This is a genomic window from Tistrella arctica (assembly GCF_039630945.1).
In the GTDB taxonomy this organism is placed as follows: domain Bacteria; phylum Pseudomonadota; class Alphaproteobacteria; order Tistrellales; family Tistrellaceae; genus Tistrella; species Tistrella bauzanensis.
Map to the genome: position 1 here is coordinate 298,649 of NZ_JBBKTV010000005.1, position 19,015 is coordinate 317,663.

The window sequence follows — 19,015 nt, forward strand, 5'->3', positions numbered from 1 at the left end:
TCGGCTCGGCGCATCAGAGCGCTTCGAGGACCGTGGCGATGCCCTGGCCACCGCCGATGCACTGGGTGGCCAGCGCGAACCGGCCGCCTTCCCGCTTCAGCAGCGCCGCCGCCTTGCCGGTGATGCGGGCCCCCGTGGCGCCCAGCGGATGGCCCAGCGCGATGGCGCCGCCATCCAGATTGACCCGCGACGGGTCGAGCGACAGATCCTTGATGCAGGCCAGCGCCTGCGAGGCGAAGGCCTCGTTCAGCTCGATCACGTCCAGATCGGTGGCCTTGATGCCGGCGCGATCCAGCGCTTTGCGGCTGGCGGCCACAGGGCCGATGCCCATGATCTCAGGCGCGCAACCGGCGACAGCCACCGAGCGGATGCGGGCAAGCGGGGTCAGATTGTGCTTCGCCGCATACTCTTCGGTGCACACGATGCAGGCGGCGGCGCCATCGGTCAGCGGCGACGAGGTGCCGGCGGTGACAACGCCATCCTTCTTGAACGCCGGATCGAGCCCGGCCAGCCCCTCGGTCGAGGCATCCGGGCGGATGCAGCCGTCGCTGTCGATCACCGGTCCCTTCTTCTGGGCGATCGCGACGATTTCGTCGGCAAGGCGGCCCGCTTCACGCGCGGCCGCGGCCTTCTGATGCGAGGCGACGGCGAATTCCTCCTGGGCGGCACGGCCGATCTGCCACTTCTCGGCGACGTTTTCAGCCGTGATGCCCATGGGGACATAGGCGCCGCTATCGGCCAGCAGCGGGTTCGGCGCCGGGTTGAAGCCCATCATCGGCACCCGGGTCATCGATTCGACGCCGGCGGCGATGAAGGCGTCGCCCGCACCAAGCTGGATGGCGCCGGCCGCCATGTGCACCGACTGCATAGACGATCCGCAGAAGCGGTTGACGGTGGTCCCGGCCACGGACTGCGGCAGGCCCGCCAGCAGCGCCACCAGACGCCCCGCGTTGAACCCCTGCTCACCTTCCGGGAACGCGCAGCCCAGGATCAGATCCTCGATCGTCTCAGGGTCCACACCGGTCCGCTCGACCAGCGCCTTAACCACCTGTGCCGCCAGATCATCGGGGCGGACCTTGGCCAGCGCACCCTTGCGGGCATAGTGGAAGGGGGAACGGGCATAACCCGCGATCACGACGCTCTTCATGGGGGCCCTCGGCTCCTGACTTGGTCTCTTCCCTGGACGCCGGACCATGAGCGGCCCGCGCGCATGCGGTCCTGCCCTGCATGGCGCCGGCGCCATGCGATCATCTTCTTCGCGAGATCCGGCCGGGGTCGCCCCCGGCTGATCGTCTGGTGCCGCCGGCCCGGATCCCATGGAGCCGGCGGTATCTGTGGTGAGGGGCGACCGGTCTTGTGGGCCGGCGCCGCCCTGGTGTCAGCCCGTGGCCTCGACGCCCTTGGTCGCCAAGGCGCTCAACACCTGCGCCTCGATATCGCGCAACTCATCGAGCGTCACCATCAGATCCGACAGTTGGCTTTCCAGTTGTGCCACCCGGCTCGCCACCGCCAGCCTTAGCTGACGCAGTTGCTCCACCTGGGTGTGATCGGCATCGTAGAGGTCGAGGAATTCCTTGATCTCGGCCAGGCTGAATCCCAGCCGCTTGCCCCGCAGAATCAGCTTCAGCCTGCCGCGATCGCGATAGCTGTAGACCCGGTTCATGCCCTCGCGGGCGGGTGTCAGCAGATGTTGATCTTCATAGAAGCGGATCGCACGCGGCGTGATCGAGAATTCCTCGGACAACTGCGTGATGGTGAACGTCTCGGGCATCGCGCTCCCTCGCCTGGTCCAAGCGGCCGGCTGCCCCGGACCGATCGTCAGGCCCTGCCATGCCGCCTGCATGCCTCTCACCGGCATGAGATATAATTGACGTTTACGTAAACGTCAAGTGAGCCGACACGACCCCGCCGGCCGTGTCGACATCACTTGCCCGCTTCCCGGCGGGCCTTGTACTTCTCGGTCTCCTCCTGAACCAGTTCCTTCTTCGACAGCTTGCCGATCAGGGTCTTGGGCAGGGCGTCGCGGAATTCGATCTGCTTGGGCATCTCGATCGGCGACAACCGTTCCTTCAGGAAGGCGGTCAGCTCCGCGGCGGTCAGGATCGCCCCCTCGCGCAATTTCACGAAGGCCTTCACGGTCTGGCCGCGATATTCGTCGGGGATGCCGATGACGGTGCATTCCTCGACCGAATCGTGTAGATAGATCGCCTCTTCCACCATCCGCGGATAGACGTTATAGCCGCCGGCGATGATCAGATCCTTGATCCGGTCGACGATGAAGGCATAGCCGTCTTCATCCAGATAACCGACATCACCGGTGTGCAGCCGGCCGCCGCTCATGGCCCTGGCGGTTTCTTCCGGCTTGTTCCAATAGCCGGCCATCACTTGCGGGCCACGGATGCAGATCTCGCCCCGCTCGCCCTGCGGCATCAGCGTCTGGCCATCTTCCAGATCCACGATCTCGATGGTGGTGCCGGGCATCGGCAGGCCGATCGAGCCTTCCTTGCTGACCCCGGTGAACGGATTGCAGTGGGTCACCGGCGAGGTTTCGGTCAGGCCATAGCCTTCAACCAGCGTGCAGCCGGTCAGTTTCTCGAAGATGTGCTTCACTTCCAGCGGCAGCGGCGCCCCACCCGACAGACAGTAATTGATCGACGACAGGTCGACCTCGCGGATCTTCGGATGATTGGCGATGGCGGTGTACATGGTCGGCACGCCGGGGAACAGGCTGGGCTTCTTCTTGGCCAGCGTGTCGAGCACCTGATCCAGGTCGAAGCGCGGCAGCATGATCATGCAGGCACCGGCCAGGATCGAGTAATTCATGCACACGGTCATGGCGAAGACATGGAACAGGGGCAGCACCACCATGGTGCGCTCCTCCCCCGGCCGGCCGGCCGGGAACCAGGCCTCCAACTGGCGGGCATTGGCCAGCAGGTTGGCATGGGTCAGCATCGCGCCCTTGGGCAGCCCGGTGGTGCCGCCGGTATATTGCAGCACCGCAACCGTGGCCTCCGGGTCGATCGGCACGGGTGCAAACCGGCCGTCATTGCGCACCAGGCCCTTGTGATGAACGATGCGGGCGCTCTTCTCGATCCGGCCGATCTCCTTGCTCTTCACCAGCGGGAACAGCAGGTTCTTCGGGAAGGGCAGCACGCCGGCCATCGGGCAGACCACGATCCGCTCCAGACAGGTCTTGCCCAGCAGCGCCTGCGCCTTGTCATAGACCACCGCCAGATCCAGCGTCACCATCACCCGGATGCCGCTGTCATTGACCTGATGCTCGATTTCGCGCGGGGCGTAGAGCGGGTTGAAGTTCACGATCGTGGCGCCGATGGTCAGCGCGGCATAGTAATAGATGATCGAATAGGGGGTATTGGGCAGGAACAGCCCCACCCGATCGCCCTGTTTGACACCGATCTGTTGCAGACCCTTGGCCGCCTGGGCAACCAGCCGCCCGATCTGCTCATAGGTCATGATCTTGCCCAGGAAATCGACCGCAGGCCGATTGCCATAGGTTGCGACCGCATGATCCATCAGCGAGGTCAGCGGCGCCGGCGGAAACGCCTGGCGCCAGTCGACATCCGCCGGATATCGCTTCAGCCACACCGGGTCGATCGCGTCGGCCTGCACCTCGGCACCCATCATCTGTGTCATCGGTCCTCCCAGACCTTGTCCTGGCCGGTTATCCGCCCCGCCGGGGCCTGCCCTGCCACGGCATCGGGCGGTGCAACCGCGCCTTGTTTGATGAGCCGTCCCCCAACGGCATGGCGGTACGCCACGGATGCTTCCGTATACGTCAACCCACCTGTCGACTATCCCAAGACCCGCGTCCGGGATCAACCGCTTCCATGACGCGACGCCGACGGTTTTTACCGCCTGACGTCCTTTGCCCGCATATCAGACGCAGATCAACTTCTGGTTACCATATCTCCGCCCACATCCCAAGACAGGTCGGCACGATCGGCACGGTTGTCAATTGCGCGGGGCCGAATGACAGCAGGGCGCGAGACCTCGCGGCACGGGACGCGTCCGAAATAGAAAACGGCCGGCCCGTCGCCGGGCCGGCCACTCAGGTCAAAGGCCACGGCTGTTGCCGGCCCCCACATCAGTTGCCCTGGTACATGCGCTCCATGCGCCCCAGATGGGGCCGGACGGCAGCGACGTCATCCGGATCGGCCTGACCTGCCTGTTCGACCATCGCCCCGGCGCTGCCCAGCATATCCAGCATCATCTTCTTCTGGGCGGCCGACATCTCGGTCGACGCCATGATCTCGGCGCGGGCCGCATCCATCTCGGCGCGCTGGCCCGCCATGTCCTCGCCCTCCATGTTGAGCGCGACATAGGCCTGCATCACCTGATCGCCGATCCCGCCCCAGCCGCCCAGGCTGCCGAAGCCGTGCTTCGCGACGATACCTTCCGCCGCAGCCGCCTCAGGGGAGCCCGCCAGCCGGCCCACCGCGCGCGAAATCATCCGGCCCTCGCTGATATCACCCATCATCGTCGCCGGATCCTGGGTATCCTCGATCATCGCACGACGGTCTTCCGGCAGGGTCTGGCTCCAGGCCTCCAATGCCTCGGAGGCATCCAGCCAGCGGCCGACCGTGGCGCTGTCGAGGCCGGCGGCCTGTGCCTGCGCCGGCGCCAACAGGGCGAGTCCGGCCGTGGTGAGGACCGGCCCGGCAAATAACGCCGCGGCCAGCGCCACCTTCAACGACGTGCCTGCCAGGCGGCGGTGAAGCGTAAGGGTCATGATCTGCGAACTCCCCTGATCGGTGGCGCGATACCGCCGGTTGCCTGATCGGTGGCCCGATCCTGCCGGTCAATCGTCAGCCGGCAAGCCGTTCCGCAAGCCGCCGTGCATCATTCCGCAGCCGATGGAACGGCCCGGAAGCCCCGTCATCCGTCGGCGCGGTGGCGCTTGCGGCCAGATGGCGCAGACCCTCGGTCCCGAACCGATCCTTCAATGACGACGCAACCCAGCCCTCGGCCTGAGCGGCACGACGGGGGTCGCGCAGATCACAGGCCACCATCCAGTCGCGATGGCGGTCGGCGGCGGCGATCAAGTCGTCGATGCCCTCACCCGTCGCGGCAGCGACCTTCAGAACCGGCACCTTCCAGCCATCGTCGCGCACCCCCACGGCCTTCAGCGCCGAGGCGACGTCGGTGCGCGCACGCTCCGCCGCCGGGCCGATATCGGCCTTGGTCACCACCGCCAGATCGGGAATCTCCATGATCCCGGCCTTCATGAACTGAAGACTGTCGCCCGATGCCGGCTGAATGCAGAACACCACCGTGTCGGCGATCTCCTCGACATCGGTCTCGGACTGGCCCACACCCACTGTCTCGACCAGCACGACATCGTGGATCGCCCGCATCAGCACGGTGGCGGCGATCGTCAGATCGGCCAGACCGCCCAGCCGCGCCCGCGCGGCCATCGACCGGATGAACACGCCCTGGTCTTCGGGATCGGTCTGGATGCGGGTGCGGTCGCCAAGCAATGCGCCCTTGGTGCGCTTCGACGACGGGTCGACGGCGATCACCCCGACGCTGCGGCCCCCGACGCTGCTGCCACCGGCGCGATAGGCGCGGATCAGCGCCGACAACAGCGAGGATTTCCCCACCCCGGGCGGGCCGGTGATGCCCAGAACCTGCGCCACCGGTGCGGCATAGGCCGCATCCAGCAGATCGGCGGTTTCCGCCGCATCGGCCCGGCTTTCCAGCCGCGCCAGTGCCCGCGCCAGGGCGGGCTTGCCACCCGCGCGGATCTCGTCCAGACGGCGGAGGCCGGCAGCAATGCCGCCGGCCTCCGCCGTCTGGTCAGCTCCGGTCATCCGATCGGATCCGATAGCCATGCCATCTCCGTCGACCGGTCAGGCCTTGCGCGCCTTCAGCGCCGCCTGGGCGGCGGCCAGACGGGCGATCGGCACGCGATAGGGCGAGCAGGACACGTAATCGAGGCCGGCCATCTGGCAGAACTCGATCGATGCCGGGTCGCCGCCATGCTCGCCGCAGATGCCCAGCTTGATGTCGGGGCGGGTCGAGCGGCCACGCTCGGCCGCGATCTTCACCAGTTCGCCGACGCCCTCCTGATCCAGGCTGACGAAGGGATCCTGATCGAAGATGCCGGCCTCGCGATAGCTGTCGAGGAACGACCCTGAGTCGTCGCGGCTGATGCCGAAGGTGGTCTGGGTCAGGTCGTTGGTGCCGAAGCTGAAGAATTCGCCGACCTCGGCGATCTTCGCGGCCTGAAGCGCCGCGCGCGGCAGCTCGATCATGGTACCGACCAGATACTCGACCTTGGCGCCCTTTTCCTCGAAGACCTGCGCCGCAACCGTGTCGACCAGCTTGCGCAGGATTTCAAGCTCGCGACGGGTGGCGACCAGCGGGATCATGATCTCCGGCGTCACGGTCTGGCCCAGTTCGGCCGAAACCTCGACCGCGGCTTCCAGGATCGCGCGGGCCTGCATCTCGTAAATCTCAGGATACGAGATGCCCAGACGGCAGCCGCGATGGCCAAGCATCGGGTTGCTTTCGTGCAGCGCGGCCGCACGTGCCGTCAGCTTCTGAGCATCGATGCCGGATGCCGCCGCAACCTCGGCGATGTCCTTCTCGGTATGGGGCAGGAACTCGTGCAGCGGCGGGTCGAGCAGACGCACCGTCACCGGCAGGCCGGCCATGATGCGGAACAGCGACACGAAGTCGCCGCGCTGCATCGGCAGCAGCTTGGCCAGCGCCGTGCGGCGGCCGGCAACGTCATCGGCCAGAATCATCTGGCGGACGGCGATGATGCGGTCGTCGCTGAAGAACATATGCTCGGTGCGGCACAGGCCGATGCCCTCGGCACCGAAGGTGCGGGCGGTTTCCGCGTCCAGCGGCGTCTCGGCGTTGGTGCGCACCTTCAGGGTCCGGATCTTGTCGGCCCAGGTCATCAGCGCGCCGAAATCGCCCGACAGGTCCGGCTTGATCGTGGCGACACGGCCCAGCATCACCTCGCCCTTGCCGCCATCGATGGTGATGACGTCACCGGCCTTCACCGTCACGTCGCCAACCGTGAAGCTGCCCTTGGCGTAATCGATCCGCACCGTGCCGGCACCCGACACGCAGGCCCGGCCCATGCCACGGGCGACCACCGCCGCATGGCTGGTCATGCCACCGCGGGCGGTCAGGATGCCACGGGCGGCATGCATGCCATGGATATCTTCGGGGCTGGTCTCGATCCGGACCAGAATGACGTCCTCGCCGGTCTGGGCGCGCTTCTCGGCCTCGTCGGCCGTGAACACCACCACACCCGATGCGGCGCCGGGCGATGCCGGCAGGCCCTTGGCGATCACGGTCTTGGTGGCCTTGGGGTCCAGCGTCGGATGCAGCAACTGATCCAGCGCCTGCGCCTCGATGCGGGCAACGGCCTGCTCTTCGGTGATCAGCCCCTCTTCCGCCATGTCGACGGCGATCTTCAGGGCCGCGGCCGCGGTGCGCTTGCCATTGCGGGTCTGCAGCATATAGAGCCGGCCCTGCTGGACCGTGAACTCGATGTCCTGCATGTCGCGGTAATGCTGCTCCAGCCGGTCCTTCACCGCCACCAACTCGCCGAACACCACGGGCATGGCCTCTTCCATCGCCGGATCGTTCGAGCCGTTGGCAAGCTTGCCGGCGACGGTCAGGTGCTGGGGCGTGCGGATGCCCGCAACCACGTCCTCGCCCTGGGCGTTGACCAGGAACTCGCCATAGAATTCCTTGACGCCGGTCGAGGGGTTACGGGTGAAGGCCACGCCGGTGGCGCAGTCGTCGCCCATATTGCCGAACACCATCGCCTGAACATTGACGGCGGTGCCCCATTCGGCGGGAATGTTGTGCAGGCGGCGATAGGTCTTGGCGCGCTGGTTCATCCACGAGCCGAACACGGCGCCGATCGCGCCCCACAGCTGTTCATGGGCATCGTCGGGGAACGGGCGGCCCAGCTCGCTCTGCACGATCGCCTTGTAGTCGGCGATCAGCGCCTTCCAGTCCTCGGCGGTCATCTCGGTGTCGAGGTCGTGGCCATGCTCTTCCTTGCGGGCCTCCAGCCGGTCTTCGAACAGGCTGTGATCCACGCCGAGCACGACATCCGAATACATCTGGATGAACCGGCGATAGCTGTCATAGGCGAAGCGTTCGTCGCCGCTGCGGCGCGCCAGGCCCTCGACGGTCGCCTGGTTGAGCCCCAGATTGAGCACCGTGTCCATCATACCCGGCATGGAGGCGCGCGCGCCTGAGCGGACCGACACCAGCAGCGGGTTTTCGGCATCGCCGAAGCGCATGCCCATTTCGGCCTCGATCCGGGCCAGCGCCTCGGTCACCTGTGCCTTCAGCTCATCCGGATAGGTCTGTCCGTTGGCATAGTAATAGGTGCAAAGCTCGGTGGTGATCGTCAGACCCGGCGGCACCGGCAGGCCCAGATTGCTCATCTCGGCCAGGTTCGCGCCCTTGCCGCCAAGCAGGTTGCGCATCTCTGCGGTGCCTTCGGAGCCGTTGCGGCCGAAACTGTACACCCATTTGGTCATCGGTCGACTCACCCTTCGATCTTCGAAAAATCGGCTACGGCTTCCAGGGCTGCACGGATCTGGGACAACAGATGCAGCCGGTTGCGCCGACGTTCTGCCATCTCGCAATTGACCGTCACCCGGTCGAAGAACGCGTCGACCGGCGCGCGGATCCCCGCAAGCGCCGTCATCGCCCGCTCGTCATCCTCACCGGCCAGGGCCGTGGCGATCTCCGCCCGCGCCGCGACCAGTGCGCCGTGCAGCGACACTTCTTCGGGTTCGACCAGCAGATCCGCATCCACGGCGCCACCATAGGTCGTCCCGTCCTTCTTTTCTTCAATGCGGACGATATTGCTGGCCCGCCGGTATGCCGCCAGCAGGTTCGCACCGTCCTCGCCGTCCAGGAACGACTGCAGGGCGCTCACCCGCGCCAGCAGCCGGACCACATCATCATAATTCGCGCCGGCATCATCCACCCCGGCCAGAACCGCAGCGATCAGATCATGGCGCACGCCACGGTCGCGCATCAAGACCTTCAACCGATCGGCGAAGAAGCCCATCAGATCATCATACAGCCGGGCGGTGTCGATCGCGCCCAGAAGCGGCCGGTAACCTTCGGCGGCGGCAGTGATCGCCGGCTTCAACGGCAGACGCACGCCGGTTTCGATCAGGATCCGCAAGATGCCCAGCGCCGCGCGCCGCAGCGCATACGGATCTTTCGACCCCGTCGGCTTCTCGTCGATCGCGAAGAAGCCGGCCAGCGTATCCAGCTTGTCGGCCAGCGCCACCGCGATCGCGACCGGCCCGGTCGGGATCTGGTCCGACGGTCCGGCCGGGGCGTAATGGGTGGCGATCGCCTGGGCCACAGCTTTCGGCTCGCCATCATGGGTGGCATAATAGCTGCCCATGATGCCCTGGATTTCAGGGAACTCGCCGACCATGCCGGTCACCAGATCCGCCTTGGCGAGCAGGCCCGCACGCTCGGCCAGCGCCGGATCGGCGTCGGGAATATGGGCCGCCAACTGCCGCGCCAGCGCCGCGATTCGGCCGGCCTTCTCGGCCACCGTGCCGAGCTTCGCCTGGAACAGAATGTCGCCGAGCCGGCCCAGACGCGCATCCAGCCGGGTCTGACGATCGGTGTCCCAGAAGAACTTGGCATCCGCCAGCCGGGCGCGCAGCACCCGTTCATTGCCGTGGATGATCGCGGCGCCGCCGTCATCGGGGTTCAGATTGCTGACCAGAACGAAGACCGGCGCCAGCCTGCCATGGCTGTCCTCGGCCACGAAATAGCGCTGATGGGTGCGCATGGCCGAGACCAGAACCTCGGCCGGCACGTCCATGAACGCGTCGTCGATGCGCCCGGCCAGCACCGTCGGCCATTCGACCAGCCCGGCCACCTCTTCCAGCAGGCCTTCGTCGGCACGCAGCATCAGGCCCAGATCGGCGGCCAGGGTCGCGGCATCGGCGGCGATGCGCCGACGACGCTCGGCCGGGTCCAGCACCACATAGGCCTTGTCCAGCGCCGCGGCATAGCCCGCGAAATCATGGACCTGCACAAACTCCGGCGCCAGGAAGCGATGGCCCTGGGTCGTGTTGCCGGCGGTCAGATGACCGAAGCGCACCGGCACGACAGCACCACCGAACAGGCACAGGATCGAGCGCAGCGGCCGCACCCAGCGGATCTGATGGACGCCCCAGCGCATGGATTTGGGCCAGGGCAGATCGGTCATCGCGCCGGCGATCAGCTCGGGCAGCACCTCGATCGTCGCCCGGCCGGCTTCATATACATCCAGAAACCAGAACCGGCCCTTGGGCGTGTCGCGTTCGATCAGCGACCCGCGATCGGCATTGTTCGCCGACAGGAAACCGGCCAAGGCCTGTTCGGGCGCGCCCACCCGGGGGCCGCGGCGCTCTTCGGCCCGATCGGGCTGGGCATCCGCCACGCCCTCGATCACCAGGGTCAGCCGGCGCGGGGTGGACCAGGCACGCACGGCGCCATGCGCGATCCGCTGCGCCGCCAGGCGCGCGGTCACCAGGCGCTTCAGATCGTCGGTCGCCCGCCCCTGCATGCGGGCGGGAATCTCTTCCGACAGAAGCTCAAGAAGCAGTTCCGCCATGGTCTCAGGCCTCTCCGGCAGCGGCAGAGACGGGAACCGCCGCCGAGGCATTGGTCCCGGCGATCCAGGCTTCGCAGCAGCCCTTGGCCAGCGCCCGCACCCGCCCGATATAGGCGGCGCGTTCGGTGACGCTGATCACGCCGCGCGCATCCAGCAGGTTGAACAGATGGCTGGCCTTGATGCACTGGTCATAGGCCGGCTGCGCCAGACGCGCCGCCAGCAGCCGCGCGCATTCACCCTCGGCATCCTTGAAGTGCCGGAACAGCATCGTGGTATCGGCCTGCTCGAAATTATGCGCGGAATAGTCGCGCTCCGCCCGCAGGAAGATATCGCCATAGCTGACGCCACGGTCGTTATAGGCCAGATCGTAGATGTTCTCGACGCCCTGGATGAACATCGCCAGACGCTCAAGCCCATAGGTCAGCTCACCGGACACCGGATCGCATTCGATGCCGCCCACCTGCTGGAAATAGGTGAACTGCGACACCTCCATGCCATCGCACCACACTTCCCAGCCAAGGCCCCAGGCGCCCAGTGTCGGGCTTTCCCAGTCGTCCTCGACGAAGCGGATGTCATGAACCAGCGGGTCGATGCCCAGAACCGCGAGGCTGCCCAGATACAGCTCCTGCAGGTTTTCAGGCGACGGCTTCATGATCACCTGGAACTGGTAATAATGCTGAAGCCGGTTGGGGTTTTCGCCATAGCGGCCATCGGACGGCCGGCGTGACGGCTGAACATAGGCGGCGTTCCACGGCTGCGGCCCAAGGGCACGCAGGGTCGTGGCCGGATGAAAAGTGCCCGCGCCGACTTCCATGTCATATGGCTGCATGATAACGCAGCCGCGCTCCGACCAGTAATGCTGGAGACGGAGGATGATCTCCTGGAAGGACGGCGCGTTCTTGCGCTCTGTCGCCATGCTCAGCCCGCTGATGCGTGTCGGTAATCACCGACGACCGGTTCGTTTGGTGCGGCGCGAACATAGCCGCCGGCCGGTTGAGGGTCAAGGATCGCGCGCTTCACGCAAGAAGCTGTCGCGGGCCGTCAGGCCGTTCTGCGCGCCATCCTGACCACAGGGTGTCGATAGATCATCGTGTCAAAAAATGGACACCCCCGGAACGGGGCGGATCATCCGGCGACCGGGCAGCCGCTGCGACCGCATGGTGCCGCACCTGGCACCACGAAACTGCCGCATCGGGCGCAGCGGTCGGCTTCGGCAACCGCCGGCGCTTCGCGTCGGCGGCGGCTGGTGTGGCGGGGGGCGGCACGGTCGTCACGCGCCCTGCCACCCTCGCCCGCGATGCCGGCGCGGCGCTCGCTGAAGATCCGGCTCACCCGCGCGCCCACGATGACGGCAAGCACGACCAGCACCAGAAGCAACAGCTTCGACAGGCTGAGCATCACATCAACTCCGGGCAAACAAGCGGAAGACAGCGGGTGCCACGCGGCGCCTCAGGCGTATCGCGGGCATGCATCATCGCACAGCGCGCCGCGTGATGCATCCACGGTGCGCGGGCCGGTCGGCGGCTACAGCCCATAGCGCTGCCATAAGGCGCGGCTGTCGATGGCATCCGCCACGCCCGACACCATGGCGGCCACCCCGTCGGCCCGGGCACCGGCCCGCGCCGTCACGCCGATGCCGACCCGTCCCAGCAATCCCTGCTTCTCGCGGATCGCAACCAGCTTCACATCGTCGCCGAACCGGTTGCGCAGCACGCCGCGCAGATCGCCCACGCCATCGGCCAGTCCCATGTCCACAGCCGCCTGTCCGACCCAGACATCGCCATTGAACAACGGCGTGTCGCCGGCCTTGTCCAGCCGTTCGCCCCGGCCGGTGCGGACGATCTCGATGAACCGGTCATGGATCTGCTTCTGTATCGCGCCCAGCCAGCTCACGTCATCGGGATTCTCGGGCTGAAACGGATCGAGCCGCATCTTGTTCTCGCCAATGGTATGCACCCGCCGGTCCACCGCCAGCCGCGCGATCGCCCGATCGAAGCCGAAACCGGCCGAGACCACCCCGATCGATCCCACCATCGTGGTCTCGTCGACATAGATCTCATCGCCGGCGACCGCCAGCCAGTAACCACCGCTTGCCGCCACATCCTCGACGAAGGCCAGCACCGGCAGCTTCTTTTCGGCCGCCATCGCCCTGATATGCTTGTAGATCAGCGACGACTGGGCGGGCGATCCGCCGGGCGAATTGATCACCAGCGCCACCGCCTTCGCCTCCGGCACCTTGAAGGCGCGGTCGATCAATGGCTGCAGACCTTCATAAGACAGGTTCGATCGAAAGCCGCGACCGGCCATGATCGTGCCGTCCAGGCGCAGCACGGATACCACCGGTGGCGGATTGCGAAAGCGCTTCACCGGCAGAAAACGCAGCAGGCGGCGCAGGCCACGGCGGTTGGTGCTCAAGCGGATGATCTCCTGAAATGGACGTGGGCCTGAAACGGACGTGGGCCTGAAACGGACGGGAGCCTGGAACGGAACGACGTGAAGGCTCGGATGCGCGCAGGCCGTGCACCGGATGATGGCGCCGGATCGACCTTCCATATCGCTGCCGCGCACGGCACTGTCAACGCCGGGATGGCGAATAGGACCGCCGGTGTCAGCCGCGCACCGCGCGCGGGTCCAGGACCAGCGGTGCCGCATCTTCCAGCACCGCGCGCGCCACAGGCAGCCACGCCCGTCCCTGCCCGGCCAGAACCAGCGGTGCCAGCAGCGACAACGGCGTCCGACGGCCCTTCATCGCCTGAACGATCACCCGTTTGGCCGGCCGGCCATCGCCGACCGTATGCACCGGCAGCACCCGGATATCGCCCGCCGGGCCCGACAGCGCGGTCAGAACCACATCCAGCCGGTCCGCGCGCATCACCACCGTGATGCTGCCACCGGGCTTCAGCCGGCGCAGACCGGCCGCGATCCAGCCGCTGAGCCCGATCGCCGCTTCGACATGCGCGGCACGGCGGCCGCCATCGGGCGGCGGATCGGCGCGGCCAGGCTCAAGAAAGGGCGGGTTGGTCAGGACATGATCGAACGACAGCCCGCGCGGGTCGGAGGCATGGGCCGCCCGCCCGCCCACATCCGCTTCGACCACCGCAAGATCGGCACCGTTCAGCACCGCATTGGCGCGGGCCAGTGCCGCCGCCGCCGCGTCGCGTTCGATCCCGACCAGAGCGATGCCCGGCACCCGGGCCGCCAGGCAGAGTGCCGCCGCGCCGGCGCCCAGGCCCAGATCCAGCACCCGCTGCCCCGGTGCGGCCGGAACCGCCGCCGCCAGCAGCACCGGATCGACGGCCGCCCGATAGCCGTTGCGCGCCTGGAACAAGGCGACCCGTCGCCCAAGCAGATGATCGAGCGTCACCCCCGCCGGATCGAGACCATGGTCGCGGGCCAGCTCGGCGGCATCCCCGGCCGGCCTGTCGCGGCCCGGCCCGATCTGCCCATCGCTCACGACGCCGGACCGAACAGCCGGGCGGCAAGGCGCCGCCACACCCCGACATCCGCAGGGGTCGGGACAGATCGGGCCGGGGCAGATCGGGCTGGTGCAGATCGCGATGGCGTGGAGACCGGCGCCCCCTCGTTGAGATCGTGCGCCGCGTCGTCCAGCAGCCGGCGTGCGCGGACGGCGTCGTCGCCGGCCACCATCAGTCGGCGCGGAAAGGCCCCGATCGAGCCTTCCGCCATGCTCATCTGTTCGTCGAAGACCAGGGTTTCCATGCCCTCCGCGGCCAGCACGGCGCGCGCCCAGGACAGGCGCACTGGGTCTGTGGTCACCAGGATGGCATCCATGAACGGCCCTCGACATCAGAGAAAGTGCAGCCGGGCACAAGAGCCGGCGGTGAGTGCGACAGAAGGCGGCATGGCTCCAGGCGTCCGGCATACACCACCCCGCTTGTGCATTGCACACGGGCGCGGCAGGATGGCCGGGCGACATGAAACCGTGCTCCTTTTCCCTATCAGCGCATCTTGACCGCGCAGCACGGCACTTCATATGCTCCCCAGCGCCGCGCGGAGCGTCAAGCCCTGCCGGCCCCGGGCGCTACTTTGCCCTGAAACAAGACGGATCGGCTGCTCTCCCGTGGATGCGCGCGCACACTCCTCGCAAGAGGTTCTCGCCACGCTTCAGGCTCTGGTCGCAGATGACCTGAAGCGTGTCAACCAAGTCATTATCGACAACATGCAGAGCGAGGTGGGGCTCATCCCCCAGCTCGCCAGCCACATCGTGTCGTCCGGCGGCAAGCGGTTGCGGCCGCTGCTCCTGCTGATGTCGGCCCGGCTGTGCGGATATCAGGGCCAGCGCCACGTGCCCTTGGCCGCCTGCGTGGAATTCATCCACACAGCAACCCTGCTGCACGACGACGTCGTCGATGAAAGCGCGCTGCGCCGTGGCGAAGCCACCGCCAACGCGGTGTTCGGTAACAAGGCGAGCGTGCTGGTCGGCGACTTCCTGCTCAGCCGCGCCTTCCAACTGATGACGCGCGACGGCTCTCTCGAAGTGCTCCAGATCCTGTCGGATGCGTCGGCGGTCATCGCCGAGGGAGAGGTGATGCAGTTGCTCACCTCGAACGACCTGGAAACCGATGAGGCCGCCTATCTGCGGGTGATCGAGAGCAAGACCGCGAAGCTGTTCGAGGCGGCCTGCCGCATCGGCCCTGTGGTCGCGGACCGCCCTCGAGGCGATGTCGACGCGCTCGCGCGCTATGGCATGGCCCTGGGCGTGATCTTCCAGCTCACCGACGACATCCTGGACTACTCGGCCGAACAGGCGGCGCTGGGCAAGACCATCGGTGACGACTTCCGCGAAGGCAAGATCACCCTGCCGGTGATCGTCGCCTATGAGCGCGGCACCGAGGACGAACGCCGCTTCTGGTCACGGACGATGGAATCGCTGGAACAGGGCGATGACGACCTTGATCACGCCATCGAACTGATGCGCCGTCACGACGCCTTCGGCGAAACCCTCCGGCGCGCAGAGGCTTACGGCAATGCGGCCCGTCGGGCGTTGTCGGATTTCGATGACGGTATCGAGCGCCGCACGCTCGACGATCTGATCAGCTTCTGCATCGCGCGCGGTTTCTGAACAAATCCCCCTTGCGGGGGCCGCTTCTTCCCGCTATAAGGCGCCCCACGGACGCACCGGAGTGTAGCTCAGCCTGGTAGAGCACCGTCTTCGGGAGGCGGGGGCCGCAGGTTCGAATCCTGCCACTCCGACCAACTTCGGTATGTCCGACATCAACGCCCCGGCAGGTTTCCTGCCGGGGCGTTGTCGTTTCAGGACCATCAGCCTGGAACCGTCACATCCGGACCGCCGGCCGCACCGCCCGACGGGGCACGTCCTCCGGTTGTTGTGTGCCTGTGCCCGCCACTTTTCTGTGCAGGACGAATATTGAATCAGAAAACGCTGAGGCACATTGCAACTCGACGTCGATCGCGGCACGATATCGATAGGATGTGGTTCAAATGCTGCGCGCTGGTGCCGCGGGTCCACATCCCTGACCGCTGATCGTCGGACGGGAATGGTCGACGGATACCCATTGGAACGCACCATGAGCGACCAGACGCAGCACGCCGACAGGCTGTTGCGCATGGCGGTGAACCGCCTGCCTGAAGCCGTGATCATTTACGACACCGACGATCGTGTCGCCTTTGTGAACGAAGCCTATCGGAAATTCTTTCCGCACATGCCGCCGGTCGAGGATCTGCTAGGCCGGCGTTTTGAAGACGTGATCCGCTACAGCATGGACACGGCCGGCGTGGTGCTGGACCCGCTGGCGCGCAGCGACCCCCATGGCTACATCGAAAAGCGGCGACGGCGTCTGCACCACCCGCAGGCAAACCCGTTCGAGCAGCTGACCGGCGGACGTTGGCATCTCGTGCGCGAATTCAGGGTGCCGGGCGTGGGCTTCTTCAGCCTGCGCAGCGACATTACCGAGATCAAGCAACGCGAAATCGAGTTGAAGCTCACCCGCGACCACCTGTCACGCCAGGCACAGCAACTGGCGGAAGCCCGCGAAGTGGCGGTGAGAGCGCGTGAAACCGCCATTGCCGCACGGCTGGAGGCGGAACGGGCCAATCGTGCGAAATCGGACTTCCTGGCCCGGGTCAGCCATGAACTGCGCACGCCGCTGAATGCCATTCTGGGCTTCGCCGAAATCATCCGCGATCGTCTGTTGGGGCCGTCCGCCACCGATCGCTATGCCGAATATGCCGCCGACATCCACGGCGCCGGCAATCATCTGCTGAAGTTGATCGACGACATCCTGGACATGGCCAAGATCGAGGCCGGCCGTCTGGAGCTGTCGATCGACTGGTTCGATGCCCGCAGCCTGTTTCGCGACCTGCTGCACACCTGCCGGCCGCTGGCCGCCCGCAACGACAATCTGGTGCTGGCCGATCTGGGGCCGGATCTGGGCGCGATCAACGGCGACGTCACCCGTGTCCGCCAGGTGCTGCTGAACCTGCTGTCCAATGCCTGCAAGTTCACCCGTGGCGGCGAGATCCGCATCACTGCCCGACGGATCGTCGCGGAGGGGAGCGGCGATCGGGCGTCGTCGCGCGATTGGATCGAGATCGTTATCGCCGATACCGGTATCGGCATGACCGAGGCGCAACTGGCGCGGGTGTTCGACGATTTCGTTCAGGCAGATGCCACGATATCCCGTGCCTATGGCGGCACCGGCCTGGGCCTCGCCATCTGCCGCCGGCTGTGTGACGCCATGGGCGGTGACATCCGCCTGACCAGCGCTGTCGGCTTAGGCACGTCGGCCACCCTGCGCCTGCCGGTCGATATCGCCCGCAGCGATCTGTCGCCGCAGGATGGCCCCGCCCTGTACTGACCCGCATGCGCAGGCAGAGACCGTGACGAAGAGGCGCCATGACGACGGGGCATATCCCCGCCCACGACCATCTGAACCCGCATCTCGGCCGGCCTTTGCCGGCGGCGAACGCGGCTGCATTCCCGGCCGGTCGCCTGGGAAAATTCGACATGAAATGAGCTTGATGAATCCCGTATAAGTTGCTCAAATATATTTCTACACAACGGACAATACATGTCCGATGTCGCGCCACCGAAGATCGGGCATAAGCTCCCACGTTGCCGGACGGCGAGCACGCGCCAAACGGGATGCGGAGAGGAGAGGCGGCGACCCATCAGGCACAAGGCGCATCGTCGCGACAGCGATCTGCCTCTGGCCATAGCCGGAATGATCTGAGGGGGGGGAGACCATGTCGTCCGACCAATCGACCCCGGCCGGGGCACCGCCCGGCGGCGGACGTGCGGCCAGGGGTGGCGGCCACGCGGCCCCATCCGCGACGCGGGCAACCGCCCTGCGTGACCCGCGGTTGATGCGCGCGCAACGCCGTCATGCCTGGGCCATCCTGGCATTGCCGCTTGCCGGCAGCGCCCTGGCCATCGGGCTCGCCATCCGGGATGGCGGCGCGCCCTGGCAGGCGCTGGCGATTCTGGGCGTGTGCTATCTGCTGACCTATGCCGGGATCACGGTGGGTTTTCATCGCCTGCTCAGTCATCGCGCCTTCGAGACCGTCCCCTGGCTCCGCAATCTGCTGGCCGTTCTGGGATGCATGGCCGCACAGGGGCCGGCGATCTATTGGGCGGCCAATCACCGCCTGCACCATATCCGGTCGGATCGCGACGGCGACCCGCATTCACCGCGCATCGCCCATGGACGGGCGCTGGGGCGCTGGGAGGGTTTCTGGCACGCCCAGATCGGCTGGACCTTCAACCACACACCGGCCGATGTCTTTGCCAATGCACGCGACCTGACCCGCGACCGGTCGCTGATGAAGATCAACCAGCGCTATCTGTGGTGGGTGGCACTGGGGCTGGCCGTGCCGGCCCTGGCGGGGCTGCTGATGCTCGGCGATGCCTATGGGGCGCTGCTGGGCCTGCTCTGGGGCGGCGCGGTGCGGCTGACGCTGAGCTACCACTTCACCAATGCCATAAACTCCGTCACCCATATCGTCGGCACCCGCCCCTTCGGCGGCCGCAACACCTCGACCAATTTCTGGCCGATCGCGCTGCCGACCTTGGGCGAGGCCTGGCACAACAACCATCATGCCTTCCCCACCTCGGCACGCTTCGGGCTGGATTGGCGGGAGCCGGATATCGGCTGGTGGATCATCAGCGGCCTGGACGCTGCCGGACTTGCCCGCAACATCCGCCGCCCCGCGCCTGAGAGCATCGCCGCCAGACGGGCGGCGGCGGCCGATCAGCGCGCCATGCCCAGCCCTTCCGTCGATCCCGGCCCTTCCGTCGATCCCGGCCCTTCCGTCGATCTCGGCCCTTCCGTCGATCTCGGCCGACCCGACGCCAAGGATAGCGACGCGCAGGATGGCGACGAGGATCTGGCAGCCTGA

Annotated in this window: 15 protein-coding genes and 1 tRNA gene; 4 read left to right on the forward strand and 12 right to left on the reverse strand. The window is 66.7% G+C overall.

The genetic code is table 11. From position 1 onward, the window contains the following. Positions 1–13: 13 nt before the first annotated feature. The 12 genes from WG924_RS12965 to WG924_RS13020 form a co-directional block, all read right to left on the reverse strand. A complete protein-coding gene (locus WG924_RS12965) occupies positions 14–1,147 on the reverse strand; it encodes a thiolase family protein (protein WP_345933462.1) in 1,134 nt (377 codons plus the stop codon). 231 nt (positions 1,148–1,378) lie between these two features. Further along, entirely contained in the window at positions 1,379–1,771 is a 393-nt protein-coding gene (locus WG924_RS12970) for a MerR family transcriptional regulator (RefSeq protein ID WP_188582343.1), read from the reverse strand. A gap of 152 nt (positions 1,772–1,923) precedes the next feature. After that, the gene (locus WG924_RS12975; protein WP_345933463.1) at positions 1,924–3,654 is read right to left on the reverse strand and encodes a long-chain-fatty-acid--CoA ligase; all 1,731 of its coding nucleotides are present in this window, start codon (positions 3,652–3,654) and stop codon (positions 1,924–1,926) included. A 451-nt stretch (positions 3,655–4,105) separates the two neighbouring features. Beyond that, positions 4,106–4,750 carry a hypothetical protein gene (locus WG924_RS12980; protein ID WP_345933464.1) on the reverse strand — a complete coding sequence of 215 codons (645 nt, stop codon included), beginning with the start codon at positions 4,748–4,750 and terminating at the stop codon, positions 4,106–4,108. 76 nt (positions 4,751–4,826) lie between these two features. Continuing rightward, positions 4,827–5,831 (reverse strand): ArgK/MeaB family GTPase, encoded by a 1,005-nt coding sequence (locus WG924_RS12985; RefSeq protein WP_345933465.1) that lies wholly within the window; start codon positions 5,829–5,831, stop codon positions 4,827–4,829. Positions 5,832–5,870: 39 nt separating this feature from the next. Then, positions 5,871–8,540: a pyruvate, phosphate dikinase gene (gene ppdK / locus WG924_RS12990; protein WP_345933466.1), complete on the reverse strand. Its 2,670-nt coding sequence runs from the start codon at positions 8,538–8,540 to the stop codon at positions 5,871–5,873. 8 nt (positions 8,541–8,548) lie between these two features. Next, complete coding sequence (gene glyS / locus WG924_RS12995; RefSeq protein WP_345933467.1) at positions 8,549–10,636, reverse strand: glycine--tRNA ligase subunit beta; 2,088 nt, start codon at positions 10,634–10,636, stop codon at positions 8,549–8,551. Positions 10,637–10,640: 4 nt separating this feature from the next. Further along, the gene (locus tag WG924_RS13000; RefSeq protein ID WP_345933468.1) at positions 10,641–11,552 is read right to left on the reverse strand and encodes a glycine--tRNA ligase subunit alpha; all 912 of its coding nucleotides are present in this window, start codon (positions 11,550–11,552) and stop codon (positions 10,641–10,643) included. A gap of 209 nt (positions 11,553–11,761) precedes the next feature. Next, complete coding sequence (locus tag WG924_RS13005; protein ID WP_188579979.1) at positions 11,762–12,034, reverse strand: hypothetical protein; 273 nt, start codon at positions 12,032–12,034, stop codon at positions 11,762–11,764. Positions 12,035–12,160: 126 nt separating this feature from the next. Continuing rightward, entirely contained in the window at positions 12,161–13,051 is an 891-nt protein-coding gene (locus WG924_RS13010; RefSeq protein WP_345933469.1) for a S49 family peptidase, read from the reverse strand. Positions 13,052–13,244: 193 nt separating this feature from the next. After that, the gene (locus tag WG924_RS13015) at positions 13,245–14,090 is read right to left on the reverse strand and encodes a methyltransferase (RefSeq protein ID WP_345933470.1); all 846 of its coding nucleotides are present in this window, start codon (positions 14,088–14,090) and stop codon (positions 13,245–13,247) included. Then, a complete protein-coding gene (locus WG924_RS13020; RefSeq protein WP_345933471.1) occupies positions 14,087–14,413 on the reverse strand; it encodes a putative signal transducing protein in 327 nt (108 codons plus the stop codon). Before WG924_RS13020 ends, WG924_RS13015 begins: the two co-directional genes overlap by 4 nt. Positions 14,414–14,717: 304 nt before the next feature. On the opposite strand from WG924_RS13020, the gene WG924_RS13025 reads away from it, so the two are divergent. From WG924_RS13025 to WG924_RS13040, 4 genes are all read left to right on the forward strand, one after another. Then, positions 14,718–15,719 carry a polyprenyl synthetase family protein gene (locus WG924_RS13025; protein ID WP_345933472.1) on the forward strand — a complete coding sequence of 334 codons (1,002 nt, stop codon included), beginning with the start codon at positions 14,718–14,720 and terminating at the stop codon, positions 15,717–15,719. Positions 15,720–15,776: 57 nt separating this feature from the next. Continuing rightward, a tRNA-Pro gene (locus tag WG924_RS13030) sits at positions 15,777–15,853 on the forward strand. A gap of 332 nt (positions 15,854–16,185) precedes the next feature. Beyond that, a complete protein-coding gene (locus tag WG924_RS13035; RefSeq protein ID WP_345933473.1) occupies positions 16,186–17,475 on the forward strand; it encodes a sensor histidine kinase in 1,290 nt (429 codons plus the stop codon). 388 nt (positions 17,476–17,863) lie between these two features. Then, entirely contained in the window at positions 17,864–19,015 is a 1,152-nt protein-coding gene (locus WG924_RS13040; protein WP_345933474.1) for an acyl-CoA desaturase, read from the forward strand.